General features: G+C 63.8%; 21 protein-coding genes and 1 pseudogene. 12 read left to right on the top strand and 10 right to left on the bottom strand.

Going from position 1 to position 26810, the window contains the following annotated elements; translation table 11 throughout:
- On the top strand, positions 1-1627 hold a 1627-nt coding region (locus DC31_RS11950), incomplete at its 5' end, for a DEAD/DEAH box helicase (protein WP_036280306.1).
- Positions 1628-1732: 105 nt separating this feature from the next.
- Here DC31_RS11950 and DC31_RS11945 read toward each other — a convergent pair.
- Both DC31_RS11945 and DC31_RS11940 read right to left on the bottom strand, forming a co-directional pair.
- Entirely contained in the window at positions 1733-2272 is a 540-nt protein-coding gene (locus DC31_RS11945) for a YaeQ family protein (RefSeq protein ID WP_036280304.1), read from the bottom strand.
- A gap of 61 nt (positions 2273-2333) precedes the next feature.
- Positions 2334-3374, bottom strand: coding sequence for an Rv2578c family radical SAM protein (locus DC31_RS11940; RefSeq protein ID WP_081813826.1), 1041 nt, complete (start codon positions 3372-3374; stop codon positions 2334-2336).
- 98 nt (positions 3375-3472) lie between these two features.
- On the opposite strand from DC31_RS11940, the gene DC31_RS11935 reads away from it, so the two are divergent.
- Both DC31_RS11935 and DC31_RS11930 read left to right on the top strand, forming a co-directional pair.
- The gene (locus DC31_RS11935; RefSeq protein ID WP_036280301.1) at positions 3473-4399 is read left to right on the top strand and encodes a M15 family metallopeptidase; all 927 of its coding nucleotides are present in this window, start codon (positions 3473-3475) and stop codon (positions 4397-4399) included.
- Positions 4400-4538: 139 nt separating this feature from the next.
- Positions 4539-5702 carry an acyl-CoA dehydrogenase family protein gene (locus DC31_RS11930; RefSeq protein WP_036280299.1) on the top strand — a complete coding sequence of 388 codons (1164 nt, stop codon included), beginning with the start codon at positions 4539-4541 and terminating at the stop codon, positions 5700-5702.
- A 79-nt stretch (positions 5703-5781) separates the two neighbouring features.
- Here the strand turns inward: DC31_RS11930 and DC31_RS11925 are convergent, their stop codons facing one another.
- The 5 genes from DC31_RS11925 to DC31_RS11910 all read right to left on the bottom strand — a co-directional run bounded on the left by DC31_RS11925 (position 5782) and on the right by DC31_RS11910 (position 10018).
- Positions 5782-6606, bottom strand: coding sequence for an energy-coupling factor transporter transmembrane component T family protein (locus tag DC31_RS11925; RefSeq protein WP_036280296.1), 825 nt, complete (start codon positions 6604-6606; stop codon positions 5782-5784).
- Positions 6603-8345, bottom strand: coding sequence for an ABC transporter ATP-binding protein (locus tag DC31_RS11920; protein ID WP_036280293.1), 1743 nt, complete (start codon positions 8343-8345; stop codon positions 6603-6605). Before DC31_RS11920 ends, DC31_RS11925 begins: the two co-directional genes overlap by 4 nt.
- A 159-nt stretch (positions 8346-8504) precedes the next feature.
- Positions 8505-8879 (bottom strand): ECF transporter S component, encoded by a 375-nt coding sequence (locus DC31_RS11915; protein ID WP_327036861.1) that lies wholly within the window; start codon positions 8877-8879, stop codon positions 8505-8507.
- The gene (locus DC31_RS20305) at positions 8816-9049 is read right to left on the bottom strand and encodes a hypothetical protein (RefSeq protein WP_327036862.1); all 234 of its coding nucleotides are present in this window, start codon (positions 9047-9049) and stop codon (positions 8816-8818) included. Before DC31_RS20305 ends, DC31_RS11915 begins: the two co-directional genes overlap by 64 nt.
- A gap of 9 nt (positions 9050-9058) precedes the next feature.
- On the bottom strand, positions 9059-10018 hold the full coding sequence (locus DC31_RS11910) for a DMT family transporter (RefSeq protein ID WP_051606848.1): 960 nt from the start codon (positions 10016-10018) through the stop codon (positions 9059-9061).
- 72 nt (positions 10019-10090) lie between these two features.
- On the opposite strand from DC31_RS11910, the pseudogene DC31_RS20580 reads away from it, so the two are divergent.
- A pseudogene (locus DC31_RS20580) lies at positions 10091-10201 on the top strand (LysR family transcriptional regulator); the annotation flags it as partial.
- An 85-nt stretch (positions 10202-10286) separates the two neighbouring features.
- Entirely contained in the window at positions 10287-10994 is a 708-nt protein-coding gene (locus DC31_RS11905; RefSeq protein WP_235201481.1) for a LysR substrate-binding domain-containing protein, read from the top strand.
- A gap of 57 nt (positions 10995-11051) precedes the next feature.
- On the opposite strand, the gene DC31_RS11900 is transcribed toward DC31_RS11905, so the two are convergent.
- Together DC31_RS11900 and DC31_RS11895 are read right to left on the bottom strand one after the other, a co-directional pair.
- Positions 11052-11984, bottom strand: a complete 933-nt coding sequence (locus DC31_RS11900) for a pirin family protein (protein WP_036280291.1) — start codon at positions 11982-11984, stop codon at positions 11052-11054.
- Entirely contained in the window at positions 11981-12307 is a 327-nt protein-coding gene (locus DC31_RS11895; RefSeq protein WP_036280289.1) for a GNAT family N-acetyltransferase, read from the bottom strand. Before DC31_RS11895 ends, DC31_RS11900 begins: the two co-directional genes overlap by 4 nt.
- Before the next feature lie 288 nt (positions 12308-12595).
- Here DC31_RS11895 and recQ point away from each other — a divergent pair, with 288 nt between their 5' ends.
- Positions 12596-14446: a DNA helicase RecQ gene (gene recQ, locus DC31_RS11890; RefSeq protein ID WP_051606847.1), complete on the top strand. Its 1851-nt coding sequence runs from the start codon at positions 12596-12598 to the stop codon at positions 14444-14446.
- Positions 14447-14463: 17 nt separating this feature from the next.
- Here the strand turns inward: recQ and DC31_RS11885 are convergent, their stop codons facing one another.
- Positions 14464-14880, bottom strand: a complete 417-nt coding sequence (locus DC31_RS11885) for an OsmC family protein (protein WP_036280286.1) — start codon at positions 14878-14880, stop codon at positions 14464-14466.
- A 285-nt stretch (positions 14881-15165) separates the two neighbouring features.
- Here DC31_RS11885 and DC31_RS11880 point away from each other — a divergent pair, with 285 nt between their 5' ends.
- The 6 genes from DC31_RS11880 (at position 15166) to DC31_RS19560 (ending at position 26807) form a co-directional block, all read left to right on the top strand.
- The gene (locus DC31_RS11880; protein ID WP_036280440.1) at positions 15166-17235 is read left to right on the top strand and encodes an acyl-CoA dehydrogenase family protein; all 2070 of its coding nucleotides are present in this window, start codon (positions 15166-15168) and stop codon (positions 17233-17235) included.
- A gap of 28 nt (positions 17236-17263) precedes the next feature.
- Positions 17264-17833 carry a DNA-3-methyladenine glycosylase I gene (locus DC31_RS11875; RefSeq protein WP_036280284.1) on the top strand — a complete coding sequence of 190 codons (570 nt, stop codon included), beginning with the start codon at positions 17264-17266 and terminating at the stop codon, positions 17831-17833.
- 122 nt (positions 17834-17955) lie between these two features.
- Positions 17956-24066, top strand: coding sequence for an Ig-like domain-containing protein (locus tag DC31_RS11870; RefSeq protein WP_036280281.1), 6111 nt, complete (start codon positions 17956-17958; stop codon positions 24064-24066).
- Positions 24067-24109: 43 nt separating this feature from the next.
- On the top strand, positions 24110-25081 hold the full coding sequence (locus DC31_RS11865) for an AAA family ATPase (protein WP_036280279.1): 972 nt from the start codon (positions 24110-24112) through the stop codon (positions 25079-25081).
- Positions 25081-26340, top strand: coding sequence for a DUF58 domain-containing protein (locus tag DC31_RS11860; RefSeq protein WP_036280276.1), 1260 nt, complete (start codon positions 25081-25083; stop codon positions 26338-26340). Before DC31_RS11865 ends, DC31_RS11860 begins: the two co-directional genes overlap by 1 nt.
- On the top strand, positions 26337-26807 hold the full coding sequence (locus DC31_RS19560; RefSeq protein WP_235201473.1) for a hypothetical protein: 471 nt from the start codon (positions 26337-26339) through the stop codon (positions 26805-26807). Before DC31_RS11860 ends, DC31_RS19560 begins: the two co-directional genes overlap by 4 nt.
- The last annotated feature ends 3 nt before the right edge of the window (positions 26808-26810 follow it).

Raw genomic sequence — 26810 nt, 5'->3', positions numbered from 1 at the left:
TCCGGCACGTGACGAGCGTGGTGGTGACCGCCCGCGTTACAACAGTGATCGTGGCGCTGAGCGTCCCCGTTTCAACCGCGATGAGCGTCCGGCACGTGACGACCGTCCGGCACGTGACGAGCGTGGCGGCGACCGTCCTCGTTACAACTCCGACCGTGGTGCTGAACGTCCCCGCTTCAACCGGGACGAGCGTCCGGCCCGTACCGAGCGCCCGAACCGCGCCGACAGCGGCGGAGAGCGTCCTCGCTATAACGCGCGTCCTCGTGTTGAGGGTCGCAACTTCAGTGACGAGCGTCCGCGTCGCGATGATCGTCGCAGCGAGCAGCGTCCGACCCGTGACGATTGGAACAACACAGCTGCAAAGCCGTTCGAGCCCACCGAGGACGTCGTTCACGCGCGTCTCGAGGCGAAGGTCGTTGCGGCACCTGAGGTTGATGGCACCACATTTGCTGACCTCGGCATCGGCTCGAACATCGTCGAGATCCTGACCGGAATGGGAGCGGCAGCGCCGTTCCCGATTCAGGCCGCCACCATCCCCGCCGTCCTCGATGGACGCGACGTGCTCGCACGTGGCCGCACAGGCTCGGGCAAGACCATCGCCTTCGGTGCTCCGCTCGTCGAGCGCGTGCTGAAGTCGCAGGCGGGCAAGCGTCGTGAGTTCGGTCGCTCGCCCCGTGCGATCATCCTCGCCCCGACGCGTGAGCTCGCGTTGCAGCTTGACCGCACGATCCAGCCGATCGCGCGCAGTGTTGGTCTGTTCACCACGCAAATCTATGGTGGCGTACCTCAGGGACGTCAGGTCGGTGCGTTGAAGAAGGGCGTCGACATCGTCATCGGCACTCCCGGGCGCATCGAAGATCTCATCAACCAGCGCAAGCTGGACCTGTCTGACTGCCGCATTGCTGTCCTCGACGAGGCCGACCACATGTGTGAACTCGGATTTGTTGAGCCGGTGCAGCGCATCCTCCGTCACACGCAGGAGGGCAGCCAGAAGCTGCTGTTCTCGGCGACGCTTGACCGCGAGGTCGCTGCGCTCGTTGACGAGTTCCTCGTGGACCCGGCGGTGTTCGAGGTCGCTGGTGAAGACCAGGATTCCGGAACGATCGAGCACCGCGTGCTCGTGATCGAGCACCGCGACAAGGCTGAGGTCTTGACTTCACTGGTCGACCGTAAGGGCAAGACTCTCGTCTTCGCTCGCACACGTGCGTACGCGGAGATGCTTGCCGAGCAGTTCGATGACGCCGGCATCCCTGCGGTGTCGCTGCACGGTGACCTCAACCAGGCCAAGCGCACCCGCAACCTCGAGCGTCTGACCTCTGGTCGCGTGCAGGTTCTTGTTGCCACTGATGTCGCAGCCCGCGGCATCCACGTCGACGACATCGACCTGGTGGTGCAGGCTGATGCGCCGGACGAGTACAAGACCTACATGCACCGCTCAGGTCGCACGGGTCGCGCCGGTCGTTCGGGTCGTGTTGTGACGCTCATCACCCGTCAGCGTCAGCGTCGGATGACCGAACTGCTGGATCGCGCCGAAATTGACGCGCCGTTCGAGCAGGCCCGTGTCGGCGACGACGTCATCGAAGAGATCGCCGGGCGCCTGCCCAGTAACTCTGAGCTGACCTCGTAGCCCGCGCGTTAATAACTCCTCCAGATCTTGCGGAGAAGGGTCCCGGAATCGATTTCCGGGGCCCTTTCGCGTGTTTCTGGAGGAGTTATGAACCGAAAGTCAGGCTCATTCGATCCGGTGTGTGTGCAGGGCGGAACTCAGTGAAGTTCCATTGAGGTCGAAGTACAGCTGCCCCTCGGTCACTGACAGTGTCAGAGTGTTGCGCCGCTCGAGCACTCGAACGGCATCGTCGATGAAGCCGGCATCAAAGCTGAACACCTCGATCTCGGCGGCGTTGTGGATGCGCTTGCCCGCCCACGCCGAAATCACCTTTGCTGGGTCGCGGTGCGTGTAGACCCGGGTGCGATCGGCGAGCTTGCTGCCGTAGTGCATGCGCTCCGCGTCCGGTGCACCCACCTCGATCCATGCTGTGAGTCGTCCGGTGAGGTCGCGCACCAGCACGGCCGGTTCATCGGTCTTGGAGATGCCCTCGCTGAACGCGATGCCCTCCTCGTATTCCAGGCAATACGCAAGCAGGCGCGTCACCATGTAGGCGTCCGTCTCGGACGGATGCCGCGCCACACGCAACGTGAAGTCCTCGTAGACACCGCGATCCATGTCGGCCAGTTGTGCTGCGAAGGTGTGGATCATTGCGCCGATTGCCATAACGCTCGAGCCTACGCGGGTGCGCAGCGTCCATCGCGCAGCTCAGACGGGATCGCCCGGTTCAGAAGAGCATGGCTGGCGCAGCGGTTTCCTCGCGCTCGGGCGGGCGCCCCGGCATGTGCCGAGTCGGAGAGTCGCCAGCAGAGTGCCGGGTTTCCAGCCCATAGGCGCGGATGAGCGGGCGTACGCGATTGGCGAGCCACTTGCGGTATTCCTTCGGAGCGTTCGCCGAAGCTCCCGGATAGAGGGCTCGATACGACGACGACAATTGCGGATGCTCGCGCTCAAGCCATTGCAAGAACCACGGTTTGACGCCAGCTCTGAGGTGCAGTGCGCCGTAGATCACGTGATCGGCCCCGGACTCGCTGATGCGACGCAAAGCGTGATCGATCGCGGCAACCGAATCTGTGAGGTGCGGCAGGATCGGCATCAGGAAGACGCCGACGCGAAATCCGGAATCGGCCAGAGCGCGGACCGTGTCGAGCCGCGCCTGCGTGCTCGGAGTCCCCGGTTCGATCGAGTGTTGGAGCTCGTCGTCGTACATTGCGATCGACATCTGAATCTCGATCGGCACGAGCTTCGCGGCATCTACCAGCAACGGGATGTCGCGCCGGATCAGCGTGCCCTTTGTCAGGATCGACATGGGTGTTCCTGATTCGGCCAGCGCCCGAATGATGTCGGGCATCAGCTTGTAGCGCCCTTCCGCGCGCTGGTACGGGTCGGTGTTCGTACCAAGCGCCACGCTCTCGTGGCGCCAACTGCCGCGGCGCAGCTCTTTCTGCAAAGTCTCGGCAACGTTTACCTTCACGACGATCTGCGAGTCGAAGTCACCGCCGCCATCGAGGTCGAGGTACTCGTGCGTGCCGCGGGCAAAGCAATAAACGCAGGCGTGACTGCAGCCGCGGTACGGATTGATCGTCCACGCGAATGGCATTCGCGACGCCGCCGGAACCTTGTTCAGGGCCGTCTTGCTGAGTACCTCGTGGAAGGTCATTCCGGCGAACTCGGGCGTCGTCACCGTACGGACGATGCCGGTGCGGTTCTCCAGTCCGGGCAGCGCTGCCGCATCTGCATCGTCGACTGTTTGTCCTTGCCACCTCATATGATGAGTCGAACAAATAATCGAGGTTAAGTCAAGTGAAGCGGGGATATATGTTCGATTTAGGCTAAGCGGCATCCAGATTAAGCGACAATGGACAAATGAGTGACGCCCTGCGACCCCGGCATGCGTCGCGCCGACCTCGCGCGTTGACCGTGGCCTTGCCTATCGGTCTCGCGGTGACCGCTTTGGGGGCGCTGTGGGCGCTTGCCGACGTGCCCGTCGTTGCCGAAGCAGAGCTTCCGCCGATGCCCGTCGTTGCGGCCGCCCTGCCTGAAGTCGACCTCACCGGCGTCATCGCGACTGATCCGTGTTCTGACGCGGGTGTTGTCGACGCTCTCTCTTCGGGCGATGACGCGGCGACGATCGCAGCTTTCGGCGGCGGGGTGGCATTTCGCGATGCTGTCGTTGCGGGCAACGCGCCGTGCATCTTGCTCAATGACCCTGCGCGATTCTGGGTTGTGGTGAACAAAACTCGACCGCTTGCACCGCTGGAATTCGTGCCCGATCCGGTGGCGACTCCCGCCCTGACGGCGACGACCGCCTCTGACCTGTTGCGCACGGACGCGATGACCGCACTCAATGCGATGGTCGCCGCGGCAGCCGAGGCCGGGGCAGGATCAATCGGAATGAACAACGGCTACCGTTCCTACGACTTGCAGGTCGCGACGTACTCGTCGTTCGTCGACGCTGAGGGGCAGGCGGGAGCCGATCAGGGCTCTGCGCGGCCGGGGTTCAGCGAGCACCAGACCGGCCTGGCCGTGGATCTCGTTGCATGCGCGGGTGGATGCACCAGCATTGACGAGTTCGGTGACACCGTGCAGAGCAGTTGGGTTCAAGAGCACGCCTGGGAGTACGGCTTTGTGGTGCGTTACGAAAGTGGTGCGACGGACCGGACGGGTTACATGCCAGAGCCCTGGCATGTGCGGTACATCGGTACCGAGCTCGCTGCGGTTTATCACGCGGGTGGTTATCGCACGCTGGAGGAGTTCTTCCAGCTCCCGGCCGCGCCCGACTACCCGCACTGACTTCTTCTGTGGCATCCCACAAACACGGAACGCAGTCCCACGCATGGTGGGATGCATTCTCACAACAGGCTGTCCCGACATCCGTTCTCCGGCATAGAATCGCGGAAGCAACGATGCACTGACTATTCAGGAGGATGGCATGGAACGCGACATCTACGAAGAGGATCACGAGGCATTCCGAGACCTCGTCAAGGATTTCGTCAAGCGCCACGTGTCGAACGCGACCATAGAGAAGTGGGACGCTGACGGCGAGATTGACCGCGAGACGATGCTTGCCGCGGGCGAGGCCGGGATTATCGGGCTTTCCGTTCCCGAAGAGTTCGGTGGCGCCGGCATGCTGCAGGACTACCGTTTCCGCACGGTCGTGAACGAAGAGGTCATCGCCGCCGGTGCTGGATCGCTCGCTGGCGCATTTGGCATTCAGGATGACCTTGCGGTGCCGTACATCGTGCACATGGGCACGCAGGAGCAGAAAGAGAAGTGGCTTCCGCGCATGGCCACCGGCGAGATCCTTGGTGCTCTCGCGATGACCGAGCCTGGTGCGGGCAGTGACCTGCGCGGCATCAAGACCACGGCCAAGAAGGTCGACGGTGGTTACATCGTCAACGGTGCGAAGACGTTCATCTCGTCCGGCAAGACTGCCGACATCGTCGTGACGTTCGTCAAGACCGGTGAGGGTAACCGGCCAGAGGCGTTCAGCCTCGTCATCATCGAGAACGGCATGGAGGGCTTCGATCACGGCAAGAAGCTCAACAAGATGGGCTCGCACGGACACGACACCGCTGAGCTGTCGTTCACCGACGTCTTCGTTCCCGAAGAGAACCTCATCAGCGGCAAAGAGGGCCAGGGTTTCATCCAGCTGATGATGAACCTGCCGCTCGAGCGTCTGTCGATCGGCATCGCCGCGGCATCCGCTTCGCAGGCCGCCTTCAACTGGACCGTCGCGTACACGAAGGACCGTGAGGCCTTCGGTGAGCGGATCATCGATTTCCAGAACACCCGTTTCAAGTTGGCGGATGTCGCGACCACCGTTGATGTCATGTGGGCGTATCTTGACCGAGCGTTGCTCGCGTACAAGGACAAGAAGCTGACCGGTGAAGAAGCCGCGAAGGTCAAGTTCTGGACGACCGAGCGCGAGTGGGAAATTCTCGACACGTGCGTGCAGCTGCACGGTGGCTACGGATACATCACCGAGTACCCGATTGCTCGTGCCTTCCTCGACGCTCGCGTGCACCGCATCTACGGTGGCACAAACGAGATCATGCGTGACATCGTGAGCCGTCCGATCGCCGGCAAGCGCTGACACATCAGCAAGACGGCATCTGCAGTCGTTGATAAAAGGAAGTCCCGGCCCCAGATCGATTGGGACCGGGGATTTCCTTCTATACGGGGAACAGCATGATGAAGATCGCCGCGGATCCTATGAGGAACAGCGCGATGAAGACGACGTCCCTAACGCGGAACGGCACGAGATAGCGCTCAGTGCGGGTGGAGTGCGCTCCGAACGCGCGAGAATCCATCGCCAGCGCGACGCGCTCGGCATGCCGGATCGCACTGGCCAGTAGCGGCACAATGTAGCCCCACCCGCGGGCCATCCGCGCGAACGGGCCTCGCCCGCCGTGGTGGCCGCGCACGCGATGGGCCGCGCGGATGACAGCGAGCTCGTAGCCGAAGCGCGGCACGAATCGGTAGGCGGCCAGAGCCGTGTATCCGATCCGATACGGCACGTGAAGCTGTTGGATGCTGGCCCGCACAAGATCCGGTCCGGTCGTTGTGAGACCGCCGATCAATGCGAGTGTGAGGATCGCTCCCAGGCGCAGCGCGGTGGCGAACCCGACCTGAAGCGCGCCGGTGAACAGCGTCCATCCTCCGATCTGCAGGAATGGTGCGGTGTCGTCGACGATCGCAGCATCCACCCAGAGTGAGAACCCGACACCGATCACGGCGATGCCCACCGGGACCGCGAGGAAAAGCAGTGCAGTGGTGCGGACACTGAGGCGGGCGCCGATCACGATGATGACGTACGCGAGCACGATGAAGGATGCCGGGGTCGCCAGATCCCGGACGAACAGCAGCATCACCATCGCGGGCGCGACCGCCGCGATCTTCGCCAGCGGATTCAGATGGTGCAGAAAATGCCGGGCGGATGCCGGTGCTGCTGGTGCGTAAGGATCGATCGTCGTGGTGGGCGCTGCGGAGGTGCTCAATGTGCGGCCTCCGTGAGGAGATCACGTAGCGCCGGAGTGAGGGCTCGGTGCACCGGGGGCAGGCGCAGTCCCGCTGACTCGAAGAGGCCCTCGGTGGCGAACAGCTCAGCAGTCGGGCCGGCGGCATGCACTCGACCGCCCGCGAGGATCACCGTGTGAGTCGTGTGGTCAGCGACAAGCTGCAGGTCGTGGGTGACAAGGATGACTGTTGTGCCCTCCGTCTGCAGATCTCTGAGCAGGCGCAGCAGCTCCGAGGCTCGGGCGCGATCCTGTCCGAACGTCGGCTCGTCAAGGGCGAGCACTTCCGGGCGGGTGATGAGCGCCGTGCCGACCGAGAGGCGTCGCTTCTCGCCGCCGGAGAGGAGGAACGGGTGCACGTCGGCCTTCTTCTCAAGCCCGAAACGGGTGAGCATCTCTCCGACTCGTTCTGTGATTTCATGATCGGTGGTGCCGCGCAGTCGGAGGCCGTGCGCGAGTTCATCGAACACCGTGTGGGCGATGAACTGATGCTCAGGATTCTGAAACACGAACCCGATGCGGGCGGCGAGTTCGCGCGGTGATGCCTTTCCTGGGTCAAGATCCCCGATCATCACCTGTCGCTTGGGTGGCGGCACGACACCGGCAAGAGCTTGGATGAGCGTTGTCTTGCCCGCGCCGTTGGCCCCGACGATCGCGGTGAGCGAGCCGGCGGGGATGTCGAGGTCGATGCCGTGCAGAATCTCGTGCGCGCCGCGCTTTACGGTGAGCCCGCGAGCGCGGACGATGGCGTGCTCGGGCACCGGTTGGTACGGATGCCGGTCGGAAGTACGGATGTCGGTCGAATCCTCGGTGTGTCGACCGACAGGTGGGATCTGAGCCTGCCTCTGTACCGCGCTGCCGGCCGCCGCGAGGGCGCCGGCTAGTTCCTCGGGTGTCAGGGGGAGCGGAACGTCTTCCGGGAGGATGCCGCGCTCGCGCAGCATCCGCCCCGCCAGGGTCGCCGCGGGCAGCCAGACGCCTATGGCGATGAGCTTGTCCGTGTGGCCACGGAGGATTTCGTCGATCGGGCCGTCGAAGGCGAGGTGTCCGTCCCGGTCGAGCACGATTGTGCGCGTGGCGAACCGCATCGCGGCATCGAGGTTGTGCTCCACGAGCACGATCGCACGGTCACCGGCAGCGATGAGGTCGCGGAGGGCGTCGTAGACATCGTCGATGCCCTGCGGATCGAGGTTCGCAGTGGGCTCGTCGAGCACGATGAGAGGCGACCCCATGGCGAGCGCGCACGCAATTGCGAGGCGCTGCCGTTCGCCACCGGAAAGGCGGTCGGGGTTCCAGCTGCGGCGATCCCAGAGTGCGACGCGTCGCAGCGCAGCCTCGGTGCGGGCCAGAACTTCGTCGACCGGCAGCAGCAGGTTCTCGAGCGCGAAGGCAACTTCATCGAGCACTGTCCCGGTGACGAGCTGGGCATCCGGATCCTGAAAAACCATCGCGATGTCGGTGCTGAGCTCGGCGACCGGGGTCGTGATCGTGCTGCGACCTCGTACCTCGACTGTTCCCTTGACCTCCGCAGGGACGGACTGCGGGATGAGGCCGTTCAGCGCGAGCGCGAGTGTTGATTTGCCCGATCCGCTGGGTCCGAGCACCAGGATGACCTCGCCCGGATGCATGTCGAAACTGACGTCGGCCGGAGAAGGGTGTGTCGAGCCTGCGTGGGTGAGGGAGAGGTCACGCACACGAAGCAGGGGCGCGGATGTGCGCACGGCGACCCTTCAACAGGCTCAGGGATGGTGGTCCCAATGGATCAGGAACTGGCGGTTCCCATGGATCAGGAACCGGAAGTCCCGGTGGATCAGTACACCTCTAGGTTAGCCGAGCCTTACCTGAGGTGCGCCGCTGATTGTGCCTCACGTGGTTGCGCGTCAGGCGCGGATGACTCCTGCGCGACGGAGGGCGCCGCCGAGTCCGAGCCCGACGAGGGTCCAGGCGACGGGGCCGATCACGAAGAGCACGGCGAAGCCGATCGCGCCCCAGACGGGAAGAGCGGCAACATCGAAAGCGAACCAGAGGGGCACGGCGATCACGATCCCGGTGACAGCGGACGACAGCAGGAAGCGCCACGGCTCCCAGTGCCGGTAGCGCGTGAGCGCTGACACCGCCTCTTGAACTCCGCCGAACACGACGGCCGCAAGTAGGTACCGCCCCGCCATCGCGGGGACGAACGCGATACCGATCAGCGCAGCGATCGCGTGGGTGATGAGAGCGACCCATGGCGCGCGAAGCGCCTGCTGAGCGATGACGCCGGGGAGAACGTGAAACCCAGGACGAGACCGTACAGCGGCACGGCGCCGATTGCGAGGACGAGGATATGCAGGCCGGCCCACGCCGCCGAGACCAGTCCCGTCGCGACGCCGATCGCCGCGCACACCAGCAGCGTCCGGGTCGACAGTACGCGGTTGTTGGGCACTGACTCAGCCTACTGGCGCGCTGGCGCTGATTCTCCGCTGGCGGCGGTAATCGGCGTGCTGAGATCCGAGGCGGTGGCGAGGCGGTGACGCTGTTCGACGGAGCGGCCCCAAGCTGTTCCGGCGAGGACGAGTGCGATGCCGCAGTAGCCGACTGCCGTCACGCTGTCGTGGGCTAGGACGACTCCGACGAGTGCGGCCCAGATTGGCTCGGTACCGAGGAGGAGGCTGACTCTCGATGGTGAGGTGCGTCGGACTGCCCAGGTCTGAATTAGGAAAGCGAAGACCGTGCACGCGAGCACGAGATAGAGCAGAAGTGCGCCACGCCCGAGATCGAATGTCGAGAGAAAGTGCGGGAGCGAATCACCGTAGAACATGGACGCAACCGAGAAGATTGCTGCGCAGGTCGTCAGCTGAACCGTCGTGAGGTGGAGCGAGTCCATCGGTCGAGCGCTGGTGAGTTTATGCATCGACGTGACGTGAACGGCACGAACAATGGCGGCCGCAAGGATGAGCAAATCACCGAGGCTCGGGGGGCGAAACGTGCCGTTACCCGCGAGGAGAATGACCCCGATGACGGCAGTTCCGGCGGCGAAAAAGAACCTGCCTGGCATTCGCCGACCCGACACTGCGGATTCAAGAATCGGAGTGAACACGATCGTCAGGCTGATGATGAGTCCGGCATTGGTCGCCGAAGTGTGGGCGATGCCGAAGGTCTCGAACGCAAAGACGGCAGCCAGTAACACTCCGAGGATCGTGCCGACCCGCATTTCTGGTGCGGTCACGCGCTTCTGCCGAATTGCCACGATGATGGCCATGCAGGCAGCGGCGAGCAGCATCCTTAACGCCAGCAGCGTCACCACCGTACTCGGAGAAACGAGCTCTTTCGCGACGAGGTAGGTCGACCCCCACGCCGCGGCGACGAGAAGCAGGAGCACGTCGACGCGAAGTCGAGAGAGGAGAGCGATCACTCCTCCATCGTCCAGATCAGCGTTGCATAAGACAAGAGAGCAGTTTTGTGACCAATAGATTAGTTTGAACTTATGGAACTCGGTCAACTGCGCGCGCTAAGGGAGCTAGGCGACAGAGGCAGCATCGCCGCCGTAGCGGCTGCCTTGCACGTCACGCCGTCGTCGATCTCGCAGCAGATCAGTGCGTTGCAAAGGCATTCAGCGGTGCCACTGACGTTCAAGGAGGGCCGGCGCACCGCGCTCGACCCAGGCGGGGCACGCCTTGGCTGTGGCCGCGATCGACGTCGAAGTTGCGCTCAAAAGAGCCGAGCACGCAGTGACGCGCTTCCAGGAAGATCAAACGGGTGCAGTGTCGGTGGCGGCGTTCCACAGTGGTGGCCTGGCAGTCTTCGGTCCTCTCATCGCGGCGTTAGATGTCCGTGGCCAGCCTGATGTCATGCTCAGCGATTTCGACGTCTCCCAGGAGCGCTTTCCACAGCTCACTTCCGACCACGATCTCGTCTTGGCGCACAGGCTTGTGGGTAGCCCGCCATGGCCGGGATCGGTGCATGTCGAGCCGCTCCTTTTTGAGCCCCTGGATCTCGCCCTCCGCCGCGATCACGTTCTGGCCGCAAAGACCTCGATTGAAGCAGCAGATCTCGTCGACGAAAGATGGGTGGCAGTGCAGGACGGGTTCCCGCTATCGCATGCCATCACCATGATTGCCAGCATCGGCGGGAATGAGGCACGCATCGCCCACCGAATCAACGAGTTCCGCGTTGCCGCCGCCGTTGTCGCTGCCAGCGGATGCGTAGCGCTTATGCCCCGCTACACGACCGATCTTCGAGACCATCCCGACCTCGTTCTGCGCCCACTCGTGAACCCCGGACTCGGTCGATATATCGACTGCCTCACTCGACCCGAAACGCGAGAGCGCTCCAACGTGAAGATCGTGTTGTCAGCGATCAAGGCCATCGCGACGAGTCTCACCAAGTGACCGCATCTCGAGTAGCCGGAAGCGGTGCCAATCGGGAGGACTGCGTCTACCGAGCGCTCAGATGCGCCGGCGGCGCGGCTTCAGCGTCACGTTCGGAAGCTCGGGAGCGGGGATTCGCTCGGCGCCGTGGGTCACGACGTGGCCGAATCGGGCGGATGCGGCATCCGGCGTCTCCCAGTCATGACGCGCCTGCGCGATCTCATCGTGGGTGCGCGCGGCGAAGTTCCACCACATGATGAGATCTTCTTCGAACGGCTCACCGCCGAGGACGAAGAGAAGTCCGCCCTCGACGCTCGACACGGTCATCGAAGAGCGTGAGTCCCCGAGGTACAGCATTTCGTTCTGCGCGACGGTGCGGTCATCAACCGTCACATCGCCTTCGACGAGCACCACGGCATGCTCCCACGCCGGGTTCAGGGGAAGCGCGACACGGGCACCGGCGGGCAGCGAGATCTCCGCACCGACAATGGGCGTGTGCACGGTTGCGGGGGAACGCACCCCGGCGAACTCGCCGAGCACCACCGTGGCGGCGGCATCCGGACCATCGTCGGCCGGCAGCGCCACGACCGGCAGTGATGTGTGCTGCTCGAACCCGCCGGCCCCATGTCGTGCCGATTCAGGCAAGACAACCCAGAACTGCAACGCATCGAGGGGGAGCGCGTCTTCACCGACCGAGTACTCAGAATGCGAGATGCCATTGCCCGCAGTCATCAGATTCAGCTGACCGCGCCTCAACGCGACGTCGCTATCGAGTGAGTCACGGTGGCGCTGTTCGCCGACGAGCGGCCAGGTGACCGTCTGCAGCCCGATATGCGGGTGCGGTTCGACGCGCATGCGCACCTCATCAGGTCCGAAGCGGTCAAGGAAGCACCACGCTCCCACCGTCGGCAGGTCACGATTCGGCAGGGTTCGCAGCACGCTCATCCCGCGCACTCCGCCGAGCGGAACCTCACGAGGCTCAAGCGAAATGGCGCGCTGCCCGATCGTCATGCGCTCGCCGCGTCAGCCGGATCGTCGGGAAGCTGCGGCCAGCGGACCTTCGCCCCCGCCAACTCGTTGCGCTTCAGGTAGCGGGCGATGTACGGGCAATACGGCACGATCGTGTCGCCTGATGCCGCGGCATCTGCCAGTGCGTCGGCCGCGAGAACTGCCGCCAGTCCCTTGCCCTGGAATGCCGGATCGACCTCGGTGTGCGTGAAGAGAATCTCGCCAGGGCGTCGCTCGAACTGGGCGAACCCGGCCAGGGTCTCGTCGAAATGAATCTCGTACCGCGAGGCTTCGTCATTGCGGGTGACGGTGATGTCGTCGGTCATGGCTGCTCCTTCGATTGCTCTCACCATAGGACAGCACACCCACAGAGTGGGCGGCCTGTGGAATTCGGCCGACGGTGTCGGCGCGGGTCGTTACGCTGGAGGGATGCCGCAGACACCCCGTGACCCGTACGAGGATCTGCCGTGGGATGACAGAGCACCCGAGCCTGCCGACGGCTATGAGCCGTGGGATGACGCGCCACCGCCCGAGCCGATGGACTGGGAGCCACAGGCGCCGGCTACGAGCCGCCTCTCGATTGGGGCCCGGGGCCTGCAACGGCCGTACGGACGATGCCCACGGCATCCACCGAACGCAAGGCGACGCCCTCGCGGTACTCGACCGCGGGCGAGGCGCTGCATACCGTCTTTGGGTACGAAGAATTCCGCGGCGACCAGGCGGCGGTCATCGATCAGGTGGTCGGCGGCGGGGATGCTGTCGTACTGATGCCGACCGGCGCGGGCAAGAGCGTCACCTATCAGGTGCCTGCGCTCGTTCGGGAGGGCACCGGGCTCGTGATCAGCCCGCTCATCGCCCTGATGCACGACCAGGTCGATGCGCTGCGCGCCAACGGCGTGAACGCGGCGTACCTGAACTCCACCCAGGCTGTGGCCGAACGTGCCGAGGTCGAGCGCGCGTACATTGCTGGTGAGCTTGACCTCATCTACGTCGCACCAGAGCGACTGTCGAACCGCCAGACGACGGCGCTGCTCCAGCGCGGCGTGCTCAGCGTCATTGCGATCGATGAGGCGCACTGTGTGTCGCAGTGGGGCCATGATTTCCGCCCCGACTACCTCGCGCTCGGCGACCTGGGTGAGCGATTCCCCGGTGTTCCGCGCATGGCGCTCACCGCGACGGCAACCCACGCGACTCACAAAGAGCTCACGGATCGGCTGCAGCTCGACGACGCGAAACACTTTGTCGCGAGCTTTGACCGGCCGAACATCCAGTACCGGATTGTGCCGAAGGTCGACCCGCGCAAGCAGCTGGTGTCGTTCATCAGGTCTCAGCCCGAGAACTCCGCGGGCATCGTCTATGCGCTGAGTCGCAAATCGGTCGAGCAGACGGCGACATATCTTGCCGCTCAGGGGTTTGACGCCCTGCCGTACCACGCGGGTCTTCCCGCCGAAGTGCGCGCGTCCAACCAGTCGCGCTTCCTCCGCGAAGACGGTGTCGTGATGGTCGCGACGATCGCGTTCGGCATGGGCATCGACAAGCCAGACGTCCGCTTCGTGGCACACATCGACCTACCGAAATCGGTCGAGGGCTACTACCAAGAGACCGGTCGCGCCGGTCGCGACGGCGAACCGGCAATCGGATGGATGGCTTACGGCCTCGGTGACGTCGTGCAGCAGCGCCGACTCATCGACCAGAGTCCCGGCGACCGTACTTTCAAGATGCGGATGGGACAGCACCTCGACGCCATGCTCGCGCTGAGCGAGACCGTCGAGTGTCGACGTCAGAACCTGCTGAACTACTTCGGTCAGGACTCGGGCCCCTGTGGCAACTGCGACACCTGCCTCGAGAAGCCCGAGACCTTCGACGGCCTCGTGCCGGCGCAGAAGCTACTCTCGACCATCGTGCGACTCAAGCGCGAGCGAAACCAGGCCTTCGGCGCCGGACACCTCATCGACATCCTGCGCGGCTCCTCGAATGACCGCATCCGTCAGCAGAAGCACGACGGCCTTGCGACCTACGGCATCGGCGCTGACCTCTCCGATCAGGACTGGCGCAGTGTCGTTCGACAGCTGCTGGCCCGTGGCATCCTCGTCGCCCAGGGCGACTACGGCACCCTCGCGCCCGGCGAAGCTGCGAGCGGTGTGCTGAGTGGCGAGACCTCAGTTCCGCTGCGAAAAGACACCATGGGCCGCGTCAGCGCGAGTCGTGCACGCAAGACTTCCGCAGCGTCGGATGCCGTGGCCGAAGGTGACCGCTCGCTCTTCGAGGCGCTGCGAGTGTGGCGTGCCGGGACAGCCAAAGAGATCGGCAAGCCGGCGTACATCGTCTTTGGTGATGCGACGCTGCGCGCGCTCGCCGAAGCGCGCCCGGCATCCCTGAACGACCTCGACGGGATTACCGGCATCGGAGAGAAGAAGCGTGAGGCCTACGGCGACGCGGTACTCGCGGTCGTCGCCGCGAACTGATTGGCCGTAAGCCGTTCTTAGGCGCCCTGGTAGCTCTCGGCGTGCACGCGCACGGTCGCAGCGCTGCTGAGCAGTTTCGACACCGGGCAACGCGCGTGGGCTGCGGCGAGCGCGCGCTCGGTTTCGGCAGCATCCGCTCCCTCGACCGAGAGATACGCGTCGACGTGGAACTCGTAACCGGGCCCGGGGTTCGCGTCGTGCAACTCGACCTCGACGCGGACGGACGTACGGTGCTTATTCTCGACGACTGTGCGCGCGGTGGCGTTCAGGCAGGTCGCCCAGGCCAGGGCCAGCAGTTGCTCTGGGTTGGTCGCTGATACATCACGATCGGGGTTGAGCGGCGACGATACTGCCACAGCGATTCCGTCGCGCACCGCGCTCGTGCCAGTGCTGCCATCGCGGTTGACCGCCTCGGTCTGATACTTCAGGCTCATCGTTCCAGAGTATGCCTGCCGCGCTCCCCAATGAGACGTTGAAAGGAGGGACGCGTCGGCCATCTGACTCTGAATCCGACACGTTCCTCCTCCCATCATTCAGACTCAGGAAGTCACCGCTCCGACGTGGGAAAGTGCCCTGAGAACGGCAGACCTGTAGTGAGGCGACAATCGCACCCGGTCGTGCCCTTCGATCAGATTGGAGGAAGCGCACATGTCACTCGCTACCGCATTGGAGGAGTCCTACGATCGAAGCATCCTTACTTCTCTCTGATGGGAATCTTCATGGTCGACGTTGCCGCCCGCACATCCACGCCTTCCGAGGTATCCGCCGCTGACGGCGCTACCCGTATCGACGTCGCGCGCGTCACCGACCTGTTATTCGGTACCTGGGCCGACACCCGCCGCACCGCTCGCGAGATGATCAAAGACTCCGCGTTCTGGCGGGATGACTCACTCGGCAAGGACGAGCACCGTGAGCGTGTGCTCAGCCAGATGCACCTCCTGGTGGAAAAGAAGGCCGTGCACCGCGCGTTCCCCAAAGAATTCGGGGGCGAAGAGACCAACGGTGCGAACATCACCGCGTTCGAAGAGCTCTTCGCAGCCGATCCCAGCCTGCAGATCAAGGCGGGCGTGCAGTGGGGGCTGTTCGGTTCAGCCATCCACCAGCTTGGCACCGCCGAGCACCACAGGAAGTGGCTCCCCGGGGCCATGGATCTCTCGATCCCCGGCGCGTTTGCCATGACCGAGATCGGACACGGCTCTGACGTCGCCTCCGCCGGAACCACAGCAACCTACGATCCCGAGGCCGAAGAGTTCGTGATCAATACGCCGTTCAGGGCAGCGACCAAGGAGTACCTCGGCAACGCCGCGGTGCATGGGATTGCGGCGACGGTATTCGCGCAGCTCATCACGAACGGTGTGAGCCACGGCGTGCACTGCTTCTATGTGCCGTTGCGCGGCGAAGACGGCAATGACCTTCCCGGCATCACCCGCGAGGATGACGGTCTGAAGGGCGGCCTCAACGGCATCGACAACGGGCGTCTTTCGTTCGACCACGTTCGTGTTCCGCGCACCAACCTGCTGAATAAGTACGGCGATGTCGCGGTCGATGGCAGCTACACGAGCCCGATCGACAGCCCAGGACGCCGGTTCTTCACGATGCTCGGCACCCTCGTGCAGGGGCGCGTCTCGCTCGACGGTGCTGCGTCGTGGGCGTCTGCGCTTGGCCTGCACATCGCGATCACCTATGCCACCGAGCGCCGCCAGTTCGACGGTGCGGACGGGCAGGAGGTCGTGCTGCTCGATTACGGCAAGCACCAGCGCCGACTGCTGCCGCGCTTGGCGACGACGTATGCGCAGATCTTCGCGCACGACGAGTTCCTGCAGAAGTTCGATGGCGTTTTCTCTGGTCGCACCGATACTCCGGATGATCGCGAAGACCTCGAGACTCTTGCCGCGGCGCTCAAGCCGCTGTCGACGTGGCATGCGCTCGACACGTTGCAGGAGGCACGTGAAGCCTGCGGCGGTGCCGGCTACATGTTTGAGAATCGCCTGGTGGGGCTTCGCGCAGACTTCGACGTCTACGCCACGTTCGAGGGTGACAACAACATCCTTCTTCAGCTGGTTGGCAAGCGTCTGCTCACCGACTTTGCGAAGCAGTTCAAAGACAAGGATGCGAAGGCGCTCGCCGCGTTCGCACTTGGCCAGACTGCGGGTAAGGCTTTCCACGGCGCGGGGCTTCGTCGCTTCGGCCAGACTGTCGCCGACTTCGGTTCGACCGCGCGTTCTGTTGAAAACGGTCTGCGCGCAGAGCAGCAGCACGAGCTGCTCGCTGATCGTGTGCAGCAGATGGTGGCCGACATCGCCGGCAACCTGCGTCACGCCGGCAAAGACAAGGTGCTGGGCGAGAAGCTCTTCAACGAGAATCAGGCCGACCTCATTGAAGTTGCCCGTGCGCACGGCGAGTTGCTGCAGTGGGAGGCGTTCACCGATGCGGTCAACAGCATCCCGGAAGGCGGCGACACGAAGAAGGTGCTGACCTGGCTGCGCGACCTGTTCGGACTGCAGCTCATCGAGAAACACCTCGCCTGGCACATCATCAACGGTCGTTTGTCGACTCAGCGTGCCGCGGTCGTGTCGAGCTACATCGACCGCTTGTGCCTGCGGCTTCGTCCGCACGCACTCGATCTCGTCAACGCTTTCGGTTACGAGCCTGAGCATGTGCGCGCACCCCTCGCGAGTGGCATCGAGCAGCAGCGACAGGACGAGGCGCGCGCGTACTACGCTGCGCTCGCCGCGTCCGGTGAGGCGCCCATCTCAGAGAAGGCTCTGAAGAAGGCCGCCAAGAAGTAGCGTCGGCGGCATTGTTTACGCTGTAGGCATGAGCTCTCTTCTCACCGCGGATGACGGACGCGCACGTTGCGCGTGGGTTGGAACGGATGGCGAGTACATCCGCTACCACGATGAGGAGTGGGGCGTGCCGCTGCACGGCGATCGTGCGCTCTTCGAGAAGCTGTCGTTGGAAGGCTTCCAAGCTGGCCTGAGCTGGATCACGATTCTGCGCAAGCGACCGCGATTCCGCGAGGTCTTCGAGGGGTTCGATCCCGCGAAGGTCGCCGGGTTCGGCGATGATGACGTCGAGCGACTGATGACGGATGCCGGGATCATCCGCAACCGCGCGAAGATTCTCGCGACGATCGGCAACGCCCGGCTGGTCACCGAGATGGAGTCGGGAGAGTTGGACAACTTCATGTGGTCGTTCGCGCCGCCCGTCGGCATCCGTCCACGGTCGTTTGCCGAAGTTCCGGCGGTGACGGCCGAATCGACAGCCATGAGCAAGGCGTTGCGCGCACGGGGGTTTCGTTTTGTGGGGGCAACGACCATGTATGCGTTGATGCAGTCCGGCGGCATGGTCGACGACCACATCGAAGGATGCTGGCGCGCGCACTGACCACGTGGGCAGTTCTCCCCTTCGGCGCATCCATGTGAGCCAGTTAGGATATCCGGGTGCCTCGTGCCATCTGAACGGGATGAGCGGTGCGATCTATACGAACGACCAGGGGGGAACCGGTCATGAAGGCGCTGACATGGCTGCGCGCAAAACCGAAGACGATCGCGTCTGCGGCGAGTGTGACAGTGGCGGCGGTGGCGATCGCCACTCTGGCCTTCACATATGAGGGCAACCCGACGACCAAGGTTGATCTCAACGATGGTGGCGTGTGGATCACGAAGTCATCCGCGCTAATGGTCGGTCACTTCAATAACGAATCGACGCTGCTGGACGGCGGATTGCGCACCAGCGGTGAGAACTTCGACATTCTGCAGGATGCCGCCACCATCCTGGTGGTTGACCAGGGCAACGCGACCCTGACCGCCGTTGATCCCGCACGCGTCTCGCTTGCAGACACCACGACTATTCCGGGGTCGGCGAAGGTCGCGCTGGGTGCGCAGACCGCCGCTGTCCTCGATCCTGCATCTGGCGACCTCTGGGTCATCCCGGTGCGTGGTCTTTCCGGCTTCGAGCTGCAGGGCAGCGATCCGCTCGTCGAGCTCGGCAAGAACGCCGATGTGGCCGTCGGCCAGGACGGCACGGTTTACGCCTTGAACGGCGATAAGGCCGAGGTCGTGACGATCCCGGTCGACAACGAGGGTGAGGCTCTTGAGCCGTCCACGTCGTCGCTGGGTGAAATCGACACGTCGATCGCGGCCACAATCACCGTGGTCGGACAGACCCCGGTGGTGTTGTCGCCGGCCGACAGCGCTGTGATGACGCCCGGTGGGTTCCGGACCGAGATCCCCGAAGCTGACAGTGCGGTGCTGCAGCAAGCTTCGGTGGCGACAGATGCCGTCACCGTCGCGACCGCGTCGAACCTGATCAGCGTTCCGCTCGATGGCGGAGAGCCTGTGATGACCAGTGCGGGCGGCCAGGGCACGCCAGCGGCCCCGGTGTCACTCCTCGGCTGCACCTACGGTGCGTGGGCAGGCTCGGGAAAGTTCGTGCGCGAGTGTCCGAGCGACGCGAGCGACGTCTCCGCCGAGATTCCCGGTGTCGAGGGAAACGCTTCGCTGACGTTCCGCGTGAATCGCGACGTCATCATCCTCAACGACACAGTCAGCGGCAGCGCGTGGCTCGCAGACGAAAGCCTGCAGCAGGTCGATAACTGGAACGACCTGACGCCGCCCGAGGGTGAGACCGAAGATGAGGAAGAAACCACCGAAGAGACGGTGGAAACCACTCTTCCGGTCCGGACAGACACCAACACGCCCCCGGTTGCCGAGGACGACAACTTCGGCGTGCGCCCTGGCCAGACCACGGCGCTGCCCGTGCTCGACAACGACAATGACGCCGACGGTGACGTGCTTGTTGCGTCGCTCGCCGCCGAACAGCCCGCCGTGGGAACTGTGCAACCCATCTATGACGGCGGGTCACTCCAAATAGCCGTGGATGAGAAGGCATCCGGCGCGGCATCCTTCACCTACGCGGTGAATGACGGACGCGGGGGCGAAGACACCGCGACGGTCAGCCTCAGTGTCAAGGACTGGGACACCAACACCGCGCCGAAACCGAAACGCACCACAACTCTCGCGATCGAGACGGGCGGAACCGTCTCGTACAACGTGCTGCCGGATTGGATCGACCCCGAGGGCGATGACATCTATCTGAAGGATGTCCTTGCAGCACCCGGTGACGAGGTTGAATTCACCACCGATGGTCAGATCACGTACCGTGCGACCACAAGCACACAGGGTCGCAAGGAAGTCGGCGTCACTGTTGCAGACGCCCTCGGCGAATTGACCACCGGCACTCTCGTCCTCGATGTGCGTCCTTCCGGATCGACGCTGCCCAAGACGAACGCTGACCACGTGATCACTCGCGTCGGCGAGCAGGTGACCGTTGCCCCGCTCGCAAACGACTCGAGCTCCGGACGCGAGCAGCTGCGTCTTACTCGGGTGAACGGCGACGAGACACCCGGGGGGACGATCGTCCCCGATTACCCGAACAAGACCTTTACATTCAGCGCGCCGACCAAGGGCGTCTACTACGTGCTCTACGAGGTTGCGGCGGGGCCGAATGGTGTGCAGGGAATCGTCCGGGTCGACGTCACCGACGCCAGCGACCAGGATCTTCCACCGGTAGCGGTGCGCGATGTCGCGCTGCTTCCCACCGGCGGCGAAGTGCTCCTCGGGGTGCTGAACAATGACACCGATCCGGCCGGCGGCATTCTCGTCATCCAGTCGGTGACGGTGGAGCCCGGCAGTGGCATTTCGGTATCCGTGCTGAACCACGAGACGCTCCGGATCGGTGATCAGGGGTCGCTCGACGAGCAGGCGCGCATCACTTATCGCATTTCCAATGGCTCAAAGACCGCCGAGGGTGAGGTGGTCGTCATCCCGATCCCCGCCCCATCGAAGATTCTGCCTCCGGTCACAATCCCCGATCAGGCAGTCGTGCGGGTGAACGACGTCGTTACGATCCCGGTTCTCGACAACGACACCAGCCCGATCGGTGATGCGCTGACGTTGCAGCCAGAGCTGATCGAACCCTTCGTTGACCCGGAAGATGGCGAGATTTTCGTTTCGCAAGACGCCGTGCGATTCAAAGCCGGTAGCGAAGCCAAGACCGTCTACGCGACGTACGAGGTGTCTGACACCCGGGGCAACAAGGTCGGTGGATACATCACTATCCAGATCTTGCCTGTGCAGGATGACAATGCGGCACCGCGACCGCAAGACATCACCAGCCGTGTGCTCAGTGGAAACACCGCGAACATCGCTGTACCCCTGGACAACATCGACGCAGATGGCGACTCTGTTGAGCTGATCGGCCTCGCATCAAACCCGACGAAGGGTCGAGTCGCCGAGGTTGCACAGAACTACTTCGTCTACGAGGCCTACGCAGATTCGGCGGGCGTAGATACGTTCTCCTATCGAGTGCGTGATCGTCTCGGGAAGGAAGGCACGGCGACGATCCGTGTCGGCATCGCCGGCGCGGAAGATGTGAACCAGGCGCCCTATGCCGTGAAGGACTCAGTCGTCGTGCGCCCGGGCCGTGAAGTTGCCGTCCCGGTGATGCTCAACGACTCTGACCCAGAGGGCGACAAGATTGCCCTCGTCAAGGATGCGCTTGTGTTACCGGATGGCGGTGAGCTGGAGGCTCGCGTGTCCGGTGACCGCGTGCTCGTGCAGGCCCCGGATCACGCTGCCGAGACATCGCTGCAGTACACGATCAGTGATGCCCGCGGTGCGACGGCTGAAGCCGTGCTGCAGATCACCGTCGATGAGAACGTGCCGCTGATCGCTCCGATCGCTCGGGACGATCGCCTGCGCCCCACCGATCTCGCGGATGGTGAGCTGACCGCTGACATTGACATTCTTGCCAACGATGAAGATCCCGATGGCACGACGGACGCCCTTAACGTCACTGTTGGTACTGGCGGCACTCGTCTGGAAGATGGCAAAGTACGCGTGAAGGTGGGCGAGGAGATGCAGCTCATCCGTTACACGCTCACCGACCGAGACGATCTTGCGACCTCTGCATTCATTTTCGTTCCGGCGCTGGGCGATATGCGCCCGTACACCACGTGGACGAAGCCTGTCGAGGTCGTCAGCGGCGAGACGAAGGCCTTGCCGCTTGCGGAATACGTCAGCGCGGCCGGTGGTGGCGACGTCGTCATCACTGAGCACAGCAAGGTGAGCGCGGCGCACGCCGACGGTTCTGATCTGGTGAAAGATGCCAGCACGCTCACCTACACGTCTGCCGCCGGGTATTTCGGCGAGGATGCCATTACGTTCGAGGTGACTGACGGCACCGGACCCGATGATCCGGATGGTCGCAAGGCGACACTCACGATTCCGGTCACCGTACTGCCGCCATCCAACCAGCAGCCAACATTTACACGTGGTGAACTCAATGTCGCAGCTGGCGAGCCTGCCACGACCCTCGATCTGGCAGCCCTGACGAACGACCCAGACCCGGGCGATGCCGGAAAGCACACCTACAAGCTGGTCGGCCGAGCGGGCGACGGTATGAGCGCGCGCATCGACGGATCCACGCTGTCTGTCGAGGCAGCGTCAAACGCTAAGAAGGGCACCGCCGCAACACTGACAATCAGCGTCTCTGACGGCGAAACTGAGCCGATCGAAGGCGCCGTGATCGTGCGAGTCGCCGCGTCGACTCGATCTCTTGCGACGGCGAATACTGACACCATCGATCAGGCAGATCAGGGCAAAACCATCTCGGTCCCGGTGCTGAGCAATGACGTCAACCCGTTCCCTGAGACGCCTTTGGAGCTCGTCTCGGTCGCAACGGAGACCGGTGACGGCACCGCGGCGATCAAGGGCGATCAGATTTCGGTGACGCCGGGCGCGAAGTTTGTCGGCACACTCGTCGTTCGTTACACGATTGAAGATGCAACGACCGATGTGGACCGCCATGTCAGTGGCCGCGTCGTCGTCACGGTGCAGGGTGTGCCCGATGTGCCCGGTCGCCCTCAGGTGACCAGCGTGCAAGACCGCAGTGTCGTGGTGTCCTTCTCTGCGCCGTCGAACAATGGTGCTGAAATCACTCAGTACACGGTGTCGAGCACATCAGGAAGCGCGTACAGCAAAAAGTGTGCGTCGACCACCTGCACCCTGGACGGGCTGACGAACAACGTCGAGTACACATTTAGTGTCGTCGCGACCAACCGTGTGGGCGATTCCGAGCCGTCAGCCGCGTCGGAGATTGCGCGTCCTGATGCGCGCCCAGATACTCCGACTCCGCCGACGCTCGTCTTCGGTGACAAGTCGCTCAAGGTGGCGTGGAAGACGCCAACGACACCGGGCTCACCGGTCGAGTCGTACACCCTGCAGATCTCGCCCGCACCGCCGTCAGGCATCACTGAGAAGACCGGCGTTACCGGAAACGCGATGACGTGGGAGGGGCTGGAGAACGGCACGTCGTATCAGGTGCGCGTGCAGGCCCACAACCGAGCGCCTGATCCGTCCACGTTCAGCGGATGGTCGCTCGCGATGGTCCCCGCGGGCCCGCCGATGCAGCCATCGGCGCCGACGACCGCCGAACTCGCTCCGGTCGGATCGCAGGCACAGATGCAGGTCAACTGGGTCGCACCGAACAACAATGGCGACGCCATTTCGCACTATGCGCTGCAGGTCATGCGCGGAGGAACGACGGTCACCACGATCGATGTCCCATCGGGGCAAACCAGCCAGGCCGTTGTGGTCGATACCTCGGAGTCGGGCTACACGTACATCGTGCGAGCTGAGAACAAGGCTGGCTGGGGTGCGTGGAGCCCGGCCTCCACCGAGCGCCGCGGCGCGCTACGACCTGATGCGCCAGCGACGCCGACGATCACTGCCGGCGATGGCGCGATCACGATCACCTCGTCGTACACACTGAACGCAGATCAGCGCAACGGAGCCAGGGACTCGGAGATCAGCTACCAGTACCGGCTGAACAGTAGCGGCAACTGGCAGGCCCTTAGTAGCACGACGATCGGTGGACTGTCGAACGGTGCAGGGTACAACCTGCAGATTCGTGCACTGTCGAACACTGGTGATGGCAGCTACACCGGCGTCGAGTCTGCACCGTCCAACTCGGTGACGCCATACGGGATTCCGCCGCAGCCGAGCGCGAGCGCGGCGAAAAACGGTGCTCAGGCGATTACTCTGCGCTGGAGCAATAACGGCAACAACGGCGCCGCGATTGATACAACGCAAATCAACGTGCGCGGTCCGGGTGGTGGCTGGGGCGGATGGGAGACAGTGAGCGCGAGCGGCTCGCGGAACGTCGGCAACGGCTACTCACAGAACTACGCGATCCAGGTGCGCGTGCACAATGCCGCTGGCTGGTCTAGCGTCGCCGAAGCCTCCGCAACGACCGACGCTCCGCCCGCGCCCAAGGTCTGGGTGAGCAAGGGAGGCTTCGGTGCGAGCTGCAACAACGGCGCTTGCCTGAAGTACACGGTCAACTGGGAGAACCTGAGCATCGGCAATGCGCAGGTCTGGTGCAACTCCGACGACAACACTCACATCGCTGGCCACGCGTACACCGTGAATTTCAACGGGACAGGCTCGCAGGAACTCAGCTGCTACCAGGGTCAGGACAACGTCAACGTCTGGGTCGACATCGTCGGCTGGGGTACGGACGTTGACACCGAGAAGCGCTACTGGGCAATACCGTGACCGTCCTGGCGACAGATTCGAAGACACAGAGGAACGAACTTTCATGACTATGACCCCCGAACAGGCAACCTGGTTCCAGGGCACCTTCCAGCGCCTCGTCGACAACATCGACAAGGCAGTGCAGGGTAAGAAGGAGGTCGTCAGCCTGGTGCTGGCAGCCATGCTTGCCGAAGGCCATGTGCTTCTCGAAGACGCACCCGGCACCGGAAAGACGAGTCTCGCGAAGGCTCTCGCGTCGACTGTGCAGGGCACGAGCTCGCGCATTCAGTTCACGCCTGACCTGTTGCCCTCAGACGTCACGGGTGTGACGATCTATGACCAGCAGGCCCACAAGTTCGAGTTCCACAAGGGCCCGATCTTCGCGTCGATCGTACTGGCAGACGAGATCAACCGTGCGTCTCCCAAGACCCAGTCCGCGCTCCTCGAGGTCATGGAAGAGTCGCGCGTGACGGTGGATGGCGTAACCCATGAGGCTGGGCGACCGTTCCTTGTCATCGCGACGCAGAACCCGGTCGAGCAGGCAGGAACCTACAAGCTCCCCGAGGCGCAGTTGGATCGCTTCCTCATCAAGACCTCGATCGGCTACCCCGACCTCGCTATCACCGAGAGCATTCTTGCCGGTGCATCCGATCGAAACCCGTCCGCTGGCCTGACGGCAATCATCACCACCAGCGCCGTCGCAGACATGGCCGACCTCGCCGCTACCGCCCACGTGGAGCCCGCCGTGCTTCGCTACGTGGCCGAACTCGCTGAGGCATCCCGCGAAGACAGCGGTGTGCGTCTCGGAGTATCGGTGCGCGGTGCGATCGCGATGGTGCGCCTTGCGAAGGTCTGGGCAGCCGCTCACGGCCGTCACTATGTTCTCCCCGACGACATCAAGACGCTGGTCGGCCCGGTGTGGCAGCACCGTCTGCTGCTCGACGCCGAGGCGGAGTTCGCTGGCGCAACGGCAGACGTCGTAATCGCGCGAGTGCTCGAGAATGTGGCGGCACCGCAGGCGCGAACGGCGGCCTGATGTCCGCAGGTACGTTGCCAGCGGCGCCGAGCATCGAACGCGACGCCAACTGGCGTGACATCGCGGCGGTCATCGGCGCGCGCGTTGGCGCGCGTCTGCTGAAGATCACTCAGGCCATCCGTCCATTGGCGTGGGTGTTGATGGTGCTGGCAGTGGTGTTCTGGATCATCGGTCAGAGCCTCGGCTGGGTAGAACTCACGATGACGGCCATCGTCATCGTGATCACGCTGATTCTGTGTGCCTTCTTCCTGATTGGTCGTACCGAATACGATGTGGCACTTGACCTTGCGCGCACCCGCGTGGTCGTCGGCGAGCGTGCTGTCGGTGCTCTGACGCTCGCCAATCCGAGCAACCGCGCCATCCTGCCCTCTCGTGTCGTGCTGCCCGTCGGCGGCGGGCGCGGTGAGTTCGGCATCCAGCGTCTCGCACCGGGCGAGAAGGCCGAAGAGCTCTTCGCGATCCCCACCCAGCGACGCGGAGTCGTGAAGGTCGGTCCGGTCAGCGTGGTCCGTGGTGATCCTCTCGGACTGTTCGAGCGCGCTCATCGACGTGACGATCCTGTCGACCTCTTCGTACATCCGAAGACCGTGCTGTTCGATGGACAGTCGCTCGGGTTCCTCCGTGACCTTGAGGGCCTTCCCGCTGCTGACCTTTCGCGCGATGATGTCTCGTTCCACGCGCTCAACGAGTACCAGCCCGGCGATGATCTTCGCCACGTGCACTGGCGCTCCACCGCGCGCACGGGCGTGATGATGGTGCGTCAGTACGAGGAGACTCGCCGATCCCACTTCGTCATCGGCCTCTCGTGCTCTACGGGCGACTACGCCACCGACAAAGACTTCGAGCTTGCGATTTCCGCAGCAGGATCGGTGGGCCTCCGTGCGATCCGCGACTCTCAGCGCGTCGATGTGCGGGTGCAGGGCCGCGAGCTCAGAGCCGGCACCGGCAAGCAGCTACTCGATTCGCTCGCAGCGGTCGAGAGCAGCAAACCTCGCGAAGGAAGTGTCTCCGACCTCAGCGGTGTTATCGCGGCGACCATGCCGCTCGCCAGCGTGGTCGTGCTCGTCTGCGGCTCAAAGGTCTCGAACGATGACCTTCGCCGCGCCTGCGCCCGACTCCCGTTCGGTGCTCGAGTGATTGCGATTGTCGCTGACACGACTGTCGAGATGCCGTCATTGCGCAAGATCGCGGACGCCAATGTCGTCAGCGTTGGTACGCTGGAGCAGATCCCTCTCGCCCTTCAGAGAGTTCTCGCATGAGCGCGCCAGCAGTAGTGACGTTCTCCGCGCGCCGTTGGGCCGTCGACGTTGTCGCCGTGCTGATTCTGCTCGGTGTTTCAGTGGCCGGTTTCTGGCCGAGCTTCGCTGGCCCCAGTTACCTTCCGGCTGCGATCGGCGGACTCATCCTCGGCATCGCGATTGCCGCGGTAGCGGCATGGCGCCGCTGGGGAATCCTGGTCGTCGCCGGTCTCACCGTTCTCGCCTACTTCGTCTTCGGCGGTGCTCTTGCACTGCCGTACACGGCGATCGTCGGCGTCATTCCCTCCCTCGACACGCTCCAGCAGCTGGCGGTCGGAGTGGTCACTTCGTGGAAACAGCTGCTCACCACGGTGGCGCCGGTCGCAGCACCCGACGGCCACCTCATCGTGCCGTTCCTGCTGATGCTGGTCATCGCGGTTCTCACGGCATCCCTTGCCTTCCGGCTGTCGCAGCGGCGTGGGCGCTGATCC

Source organism: Microbacterium sp. CH12i (genome assembly GCF_000685355.1).
GTDB lineage: Bacteria > Actinomycetota > Actinomycetes > Actinomycetales > Microbacteriaceae > Microbacterium.
This window is presented reverse-complemented; position numbering and strand designations above follow the sequence as displayed.